Source organism: Peribacillus sp. SIMBA_075 (genome assembly GCF_046534585.1).
In genome coordinates, this window is the sequence record NZ_JAWRYN010000127.1 from 1 (window position 1) to 468 (window position 468).

Below are 468 nucleotides of genomic sequence, written 5' to 3' on the forward strand. Positions count from 1 at the left end.
TGCAGGCATCGTGGTGTCACGCTCGTCGTTTGGTATGGCTTCATTCAGCTCCGGTTCCCAACGATCAAGGCGAGTTACATGATCCCCCATGTTGTGCAAAAAAGCGGTTAGCTCCTTCGGTCCTCCGATCGTTGTCAGAAGTAAGTTGGCCGCAGTGTTATCACTCATGGTTATGGCAGCACTGCATAATTCTCTTACTGTCATGCCATCCGTAAGATGCTTTTCTGTGACTGGTGAGTACTCAACCAAGTCATTCTGAGAATAGTGTATGCGGCGACCGAGTTGCTCTTGCCCGGCGTCAATACGGGATAATACCGCGCCACATAGCAGAACTTTAAAAGTGCTCATCATTGGAAAACGTTCTTCGGGGCGAAAACTCTCAAGGATCTTACCGCTGTTGAGATCCAGTTCGATGTAACCCACTCGTGCACCCAACTGATCTTCAGCATCTTTTACTTTCACCAGCGT

General features: G+C 48.9%; 1 protein-coding gene. It reads right to left on the reverse strand.

The annotated features are described in order from the left end of the window. Positions 1-468 (reverse strand): class A beta-lactamase (gene bla / locus SB775_RS27450; protein WP_410864293.1); only part of this gene is annotated, 468 nt, incomplete at both ends.